The 7,329-nt window shown below is 59.3% G+C and carries 6 protein-coding genes and 1 pseudogene; 5 read left to right on the top strand and 2 right to left on the bottom strand.

Features of this window, described 5'->3' with window-relative positions; genetic code table 11:
* The 4 genes from ACIP66_RS27920 to ACIP66_RS27905 form a co-directional block, all read left to right on the top strand.
* On the top strand, positions 1-255 hold a 255-nt coding region (locus ACIP66_RS27920; protein ID WP_400652432.1), incomplete at its 5' end, for a glycine--tRNA ligase subunit alpha.
* Entirely contained in the window at positions 252-2,306 is a 2,055-nt protein-coding gene (glyS, locus tag ACIP66_RS27915; RefSeq protein WP_400652429.1) for a glycine--tRNA ligase subunit beta, read from the top strand. The genes ACIP66_RS27920 and glyS, both read left to right, overlap by 4 nt.
* Positions 2,307-2,310: 4 nt before the next feature.
* Positions 2,311-2,850 (top strand): D-glycero-beta-D-manno-heptose 1,7-bisphosphate 7-phosphatase, encoded by a 540-nt coding sequence (gene gmhB, locus ACIP66_RS27910; RefSeq protein ID WP_400652427.1) that lies wholly within the window; start codon positions 2,311-2,313, stop codon positions 2,848-2,850.
* 83 nt (positions 2,851-2,933) lie between these two features.
* Positions 2,934-3,713, top strand: a complete 780-nt coding sequence (locus ACIP66_RS27905) for a 1-acyl-sn-glycerol-3-phosphate acyltransferase (RefSeq protein WP_212545434.1) — start codon at positions 2,934-2,936, stop codon at positions 3,711-3,713.
* Between the two features lie 168 nt (positions 3,714-3,881).
* Here the strand turns inward: ACIP66_RS27905 and ACIP66_RS27900 are convergent, their stop codons facing one another.
* Positions 3,882-5,414 (bottom strand): ATP-binding protein, encoded by a 1,533-nt coding sequence (locus ACIP66_RS27900; RefSeq protein ID WP_400652424.1) that lies wholly within the window; start codon positions 5,412-5,414, stop codon positions 3,882-3,884.
* A 169-nt stretch (positions 5,415-5,583) separates the two neighbouring features.
* On the opposite strand from ACIP66_RS27900, the gene ACIP66_RS27895 reads away from it, so the two are divergent.
* On the top strand, positions 5,584-6,303 hold the full coding sequence (locus ACIP66_RS27895) for a response regulator transcription factor (RefSeq protein ID WP_159813443.1): 720 nt from the start codon (positions 5,584-5,586) through the stop codon (positions 6,301-6,303).
* A 134-nt stretch (positions 6,304-6,437) separates the two neighbouring features.
* On the opposite strand, the pseudogene gyrB reads toward ACIP66_RS27895, so the two are convergent.
* Positions 6,438-7,329, bottom strand: a pseudogene (gyrB, locus tag ACIP66_RS27890) (DNA gyrase subunit B); the annotation flags it as partial.

Here is a 7,329-nt window from a genome sequence, read left to right as displayed (position 1 = left end):
CGCCTGATCGAACTCGACCAGCCGCTGCCGTTGCCGAGCTACGAAATGGTGTTGAAGGCCTCGCACACCTTCAACCTGCTGGATGCGCGCCGGGCGATCTCGGTGACCGCGCGTCAGCAATACATTCTGCGCGTACGCACCCTGGCGCGTTCCGTTGCGCAAGCCTACCTGCTGGCACGCGCCAAGCTGGGCTTCCCGATGGCGACCCCGGATCTGCGTGACGAAGTACTGGCCAAGCTGGAGGCAGCACAATGAGTGCGCAAGATTTTCTGGTTGAACTGGGCACCGAAGAACTGCCACCGAAAGCCCTGAATACCTTGGCTGACGCGTTCCTCGCCGGTATCGACAAGGGCCTGCAAGCCGCTGGCCTGAGCTACGAGACTAAAACCGTCTACGCCGCGCCGCGCCGTCTGGCTGTGCTGATCACCGCGCTGGCTACCCAGCAACCGGATCGCAGCATCAACCTCGACGGCCCGCCACGTCAGGCGGCGTTCGACGCTGAAGGTAATCCAACGCAGGCAGCACTGGGTTTCGCCAAGAAGTGCGGCGTTGATCTGAGCGAAATAGACCAGAGCGGCCCGAAACTGCGTTACAGCCAGAGCATCGCCGGCAAGCCGACCGCGAGCCTGCTGCCGACCATCGTCGAAGATTCGCTGAACGACCTGCCGATCCCGAAACGCATGCGTTGGGGGGCGCGCAAGGAAGAGTTCGTGCGTCCGACCCAATGGCTGGTGATGCTGCTCGGTGACCAGGTCATCGACTGCACCATCCTCGCGCAGAAGGCCGGCCGTGATTCCCGTGGTCACCGCTTCCACCACCCGGAAAGCGTGCGCATCGGTTCGCCGGCAAGCTACCTCGCCGATCTGCGTGCCGCTTATGTTCTGGCCGACGCCAACGAGCGTCGCGAGATCATCAGCAAGCGCACCGAAGAGCTGGCCACCCGTCAGGAAGGCACGGCAATCGTTCCGCCGGCACTGCTCGACGAAGTGACCGCGCTGGTTGAATGGCCGGTGCCGCTGGTGTGCTCGTTCGAGGAACGTTTCCTCGACGTGCCGCAAGAAGCGCTGATCACCACCATGCAGGACAACCAGAAGTACTTCTGCCTGCTGGATGCCGACGGCAAGTTGCTGCCACGTTTCATCACTGTGGCCAACATCGAAAGCAAAGACCCGCAACAGATCATCGCCGGTAACGAGAAAGTGGTTCGCCCACGCCTGACCGACGCCGAGTTCTTCTTCAAGCAAGACAAGAAGCAGAAACTCGAAGTGTTCAACGAGCGCCTGAAGAACGTGGTGTTCCAGGAAAAACTCGGCAGCGTCTATGACAAGGCCGAGCGCGTTTCGAAACTGGCGGCTTACATCGCCGCACGCATCGGCGGCAACGCTTCGTGGGCTGCCCGCGCTGGCCTGCTGTCGAAGTGCGACCTGGCCACCGAAATGGTTGGCGAGTTCCCGGAGATGCAAGGTGTCGCCGGTTACTACTACGCCCTCAATGATGGCGAGCCGGAAGACGTCGCACTGGCGCTGAACGAGCAGTACATGCCACGCGGTGCCGGTGCTGAACTGCCAGCCACCCTGACCGGTGCGGCCGTTGCCATCGCTGACAAGCTCGACACGCTGGTCGGTATCTTCGGTATCGGCATGCTGCCAACCGGCAGCAAAGACCCGTATGCCCTGCGCCGTGCGGCACTCGGCGTGCTGCGTATCCTCATCGAGAAGAAACTCGACCTCGACCTGAACGACGCCGTGGCTTTCGCCGTGAATGCGTTCGGTACCAAGGTCAAGGCAGCCGGTCTCAACGAGTCCGTGCTGGAATTCATCTTCGACCGTCTGCGTGCGCGTTATGAAGACGAAGGCGTTGAAGTCGCCACTTACCTGTCGGTACGTGCCCTGAAGCCGGGTTCGGCGCTGGACTTCGATCAGCGTGTGCAAGCGGTGCAGGCCTTCCGCAAACTGCCGGAAGCAGCAGCGCTGGCGGCGGTGAACAAGCGTGTATCGAACCTGTTGAGCAAACTCGAAGGCGCAGTACCGACCGAGGTACAAGCGAAGTACTTCGACAACGCCAACGAGTTCTCGCTGTACTCGGCGATCCAGCAAGCGGATCAAGCGGTACAGCCGATGGCTGCGGCGCGTCAGTACAACGAATCGCTGGCACGCCTGGCGGCATTGCGTGAGCCGGTGGATGCGTTCTTCGACGCGGTGATGGTCAATGCCGACGACGCCAATGTGCGGGCCAACCGTTACGCGCTGCTGGCGCGTCTGCGTGGTCTGTTCCTCGGCGTTGCCGACATTTCGCTGCTGGGTTGAGGGATTGCTGTTGAAACTGCTGATTCTCGATCGGGACGGAGTGCTCAATTACGACTCCGACGCGTACAGCAAGTCAGTGGCGGAGTGGATTCCGTTGCCCGGCTCGATCGAAGCGATTGCGCAGTTGAGCAAGGCCGGCTGGACGGTGGCGGTGGCCACCAACCAGTCGGGCATTGCTCGCGGCTATTACGACCTCGCCACCCTCAATGCCATGCACGCGCGCTTGCGTGAGCTGGTCGCGGAGCAGGGCGGTGAAGTCGGGCTGATCGTGTACTGCCCGCATGGGCCGGACGAAGGCTGCGATTGCCGCAAGCCGAAACCGGGGATGTTGAAAACCATCGCGGCGCATTACGACGTCGAGCTGAGCAATGTCTGGTTCGTCGGCGACAGCCTTGGTGACCTGGAGGCTGCCAAAGCCGTCGATTCACAGCCAGTTTTGGTAAAGACCGGAAAAGGCGAAAAGACTCAGGGCAAAACCCTGCCGGTTGGCACTCTGATTTTTGACGATCTGGCGGCGATTGCCGCAGAACTTATCCACAACTAGAGTACTTCTGAAGTTCCTGACCAGGGATTGATCGGGAGTGCGCTTGAACACTCGGGCATTGCCCCGTCACGGTAAACGTCACTATGTCGATACTGCGGGCCATCAGGATTTTTCTCTTTTACCTGCTGCTGGGCACCACCTCCCTGCTGTGGTGCAGCTTGAGTTTTTTCATCGCGCCGTTTCTGCCGTTCAAGGCGCGTTATCGTTTTATCAACGTGTACTGGTGCCGTTGCGCCTTGTGGCTGACCAAGGTATTTCTCGGTATCCGCTACGAAATCAAGGGCGCGGAAAACGTGCCTGACCGGCCCTGCGTGATTCAATCGAACCACCAGAGCACCTGGGAGACGTTCTTTCTATCCGCTTATTTCTCGCCGTTGAGCCAAGTGCTCAAACGCGAACTGCTTTACGTGCCGTTCTTCGGCTGGGCCATGGCCATGTTGCGGCCGATCGCGATTGACCGTGACAACCCGAAAGCTGCACTGAAACAAGTCGCCGCCAAAGGTGACGAGCTGCTCAAGGACAACGTTTGGGTGCTGATCTTTCCGGAAGGCACACGCGTGCCGTTTGGCACTGTCGGCAAGTTCTCCCGCAGTGGCAGCGCTTTGGCAGTGAATGCGGCGCTTCCGGTACTGCCGATTGCACACAATGCCGGCAAATTCTGGCCGAAAGTCGGCTGGGGTAAAAAGTCCGGCGTGATCACTGTGGTCATCGGCGAACCGATGTACGCCGAAGGCACAGGCCCGCGCGCCATTGCCGAGTTGAACGACCGGGTGCAAGCCTGGAACGAGAAGACTCAACGCGAAATGGGCTCTCTGCCACCGGCCCCGCAGGCACCAGTCGCCAATGATCAGATCGCTGTCTGAGATTTTGTGGATAACCTGTGTACGGTTTGTTTGAAAAGGCTTGAATATTGATATTAAGTAATTGATTTACTTATATATTTCTCAAGCTCATAAAAGACCGTAAAAGGTGCATAAGTTTTTTTCCGATGTAAAAAAACCGGCTGATATAGCCGGTTTTTTTGTGCCTGATTATTCGTGAATCAGCGGTAACTCCAGCAGGAACGTGGTGCCTTGATCCACCACGCTGCGGCATTCGATTTTACCGCCATGGTGATCAACCACCGCTTTGACCATCGACAGGCCCAGCCCCACACCATCGATGCCTTGGGCAGAGGAAAAACGGCGGTACTGGCTGAACAGATCCGGCAATTCATCGGCGGCGATGCCTTTGCCTTGATCGATCAATTCACAGTGCAACCATTCCTCACGGCAACGGACCCGCAGGGTGATCGTGGTGTCGGCCGGGCTGTACTTGATCGCGTTTTCCAGCAGGTTGAACAGCGCGCGTGTCAGCAAGCCTTGATCGGCATTGATCAGACGTTCCTGCGACTCTTCATCCATGTCATGCAGCAGCTCGATGCGTTTCTGCTGGGCAATGGGCAACGCTTGATCCAGCACGTCGAGCACCAGCATCGCGAACAACGTCGGTTGAAATTGGTAAGTCTCAGACTCGGCTCGCGCCAGCAGAACAAAACCGTCGGTCAGATCCAGCGCGCGGCGCACCTGACGTTCGATTTGTTCGAACAACGGCGCATCAGCCCCGGCCTGATGACGATGCACATCCAGCAAAGCGAGGATCGCCGAGTGCGGCGCGCGCAGGTCGTGGGACAGAAAGCGCAGCAACACGCTGCGTTGTTCTTCCGCCGCGCGTTCGGCGCTGAGGTCGGTGAGGCTCAGCAGCCAGCCGATCGGCGTGTCACCGTCCACCGGCAGCAGGGCGGCACGTTCCAGGCGCAGGCTGCGTTCCTTGTGGTCACGGAATTCCAGCAGCGGAAGGGCGGATAACGCTGGACGTGGCTCTGTGGATAATTCCGGATAGCCGAGGCGGCCGAGTTGATCGAGGACGTCGTCGCCCACCAATGAGGTATCGAACAACGCGCGGGCCTTGCGATTGCCCAGCAGGATCTGCCCCTTGGGATCGCTGATCAGTGTGGCGACCGGCAAGTATTCCAAACCGTCTGCGATGAAGCGTCGAGTATCGCGGGTGCGGCTCATGGCTTGCTCGAGGGCCATGATCTGCCCCTGCAAACGATCGGCGCCAGTGAATTGCGTACGACGGCGTTCGGGGAAAACCTTCGGCTCTCCATCCAGCCGCGTCAGCTCCCAGCCGAAATAAGTCAGCACCACACTCAGGCGCCGCCAGTTCCAGATCAGATAGCCGAACAACATGCCCAACACCGCCGGCGTTGGCGACCACCAGCGACGCATCTCCGCCAGCCCGGCGCTGGTCAGCAGCACGCCGGCCATGCCAACCAACGTTATCCACAACGCCCAGCGCGGACGCCACAACAGCAATCCAAGTACACACGCTACCAACCCAACCGAAAGCATCGCCCCCATGACGGGAGCCGCACCGTGCAGGTTGATCTGCGCGCGATACGACAACAGCGCAGTCAGCGGCAACAGCACTAGACTTATCCACAACCACTCGCGCACCAGCTGTCGAAACAGGCGCTGCACTTGGCTGGGCTCGCGGCTTTCGCGCCGGCGATTAGTGTTCATTTGGAAAAACGGCAGGGCAGGGTGAATGGTTTCATGGGCCACAGGTCTGAGACGTAGACCCGAAGAATCATAGCGGACGTCGACCAACGGCGGGCTGCTTACTTTCACTGCGAGGGCCGAGCGACTATGGTTGTCCGCCAACTGCCCAAGCAACAAGGAATGACCGCGAATGCGCGTTGCGATTCTGGACGACGAACCCGCCGAACTGCGCCGGGTCGAACAAACCCTGCAGCAAATGGCCGATGCCGGCGAACAGCCGTGGTCACTGCACAGCTTCGAACGCGGTGAAGACCTGCTGCGCCAACTGCGCCGGGAAACCTTCGACCTGCTGATCCTCGACTGGCAACTGCCCGACCTCACCGGCCTGGCCCTGCTGCGCTGGACCCGCGAACACATGGAAGCGCCACCAGCAGCGATCATGCTCACCAGCCGTGATGGCGAGAGCGATATCGTTCAGGCGTTGAATGCGGGGGCGGATGATTATGTGAGCAAGCCGTTTCGGCCGAATGAATTGAAGGCGCGGGTGGCCGCAGTATTGCGTCGGCACAGCCAGCAACGTGCGGCGGCGACAGAAGTGCTGAGCTTTAATGATCTGACGTTTGATGACGCTGAACTCACCGTCACTCGCGAGGGAAAGCCGATTGTCATGACCGAGCGCGAGTATCGACTGGCGCGGTGTCTGTTCAGCAACCTGGGGAGGCCGTTATCGCGGGATTATCTGTATGAACGGTTTTGGCCGCATGAGGAGATGGCTTCGTCGCGGCCGCTGGATACGCATATCTATCGCCTGCGGAACAAGCTCGGGCTGACGGCGGATCGAGGTTGGCAGTTGTTGACGATTTATGGGTATGGGTATCGGTTGGAGAGTGTGGCGGCAGCGCCCGAGTAAGATCAAAAGATCGCAGCCTTCGGCAGCTCCTACATTGATCTCCTGTAGGAGCTGCCGAAGGCTGCGATCTTTTGATCTGCCAATAAAAAAGGCCAACGCAATGCGTTGGCCTTTTTGTTTGACGCAAACGAGGATCAGAAATCCAGGTTCGAAACCGCCAACGCATTGCTCTCGATGAAGTCACGGCGAGGTTCGACCGCATCACCCATCAGGGTGTTGAAGATCTGGTCTGCGCCGATGGCGTCTTCGATGGTGACTTTCAGCATGCGGCGCACGCTTGGGTCCATGGTGGTTTCCCACAGCTGATCCGGGTTCATTTCGCCCAGACCTTTGTATCGCTGAATGGTGTGGCGCTTGGTGCTTTCAGCCATCAGCCAGTCCAGTGCTTCCTTGAACTCGGTGACTGCTTTCTTGCGCTCGCCGCGCTGGATGTACGCGCCTTCGTCGAGCAGGGTGCTCAGTTGAGCCCCGAGGGTGACGACGGTTTTGTAGTCATTGCTGCCGAAGAAGTCGCGGTTGAAGGTGACGTAGTTCGACAGGCCGTGGGAGATCAGTTCGACCTCTGGCAGCCACACGCCACGTTCACGGTCTTCACGCAGACTGGCCTTGTAGACCAGACCGGACTTCTCGACGGTGCGCAAACGCGCTTCGTACTGGGCCAGCCACTCTTGCATCGCTGCGTGGTCGCCGAGCTTTTCCAGGCTCACGGCCGGCAGGTAGATGAAGTGCTCGGTCAGTTCCTGCGGGTACAGGCGCGACAGACGCTTGAGGGTCTTCATTACCATGCGGAAGTCATTTACCAGACGCTCGAGCGCTTCCCCGGAAATGCCCGGGGCTTCTTCGTTCAGGTGCAGGCTCGCATCTTCCAGGGCCGACTGCGTCATGTACTCTTCCATGGCGTCGTCGTCTTTGATGTATTGCTCTTGCTTGCCTTTCTTGACCTTGTACAGCGGCGGCTGAGCGATGTAGATATAGCCACGCTCGATCAGCTCCGGCAACAGACGGAAGAAGAAGGTCAGCAGCAGG

It is taken from the genome of Pseudomonas sp. NPDC088429 (assembly GCF_044753305.1).
Lineage (GTDB): Bacteria > Pseudomonadota > Gammaproteobacteria > Pseudomonadales > Pseudomonadaceae > Aquipseudomonas > Aquipseudomonas rustica.
The sequence above is the reverse complement of the archived record's forward strand: the minus strand, read 5'-3'. Positions and strand labels throughout refer to the sequence as shown.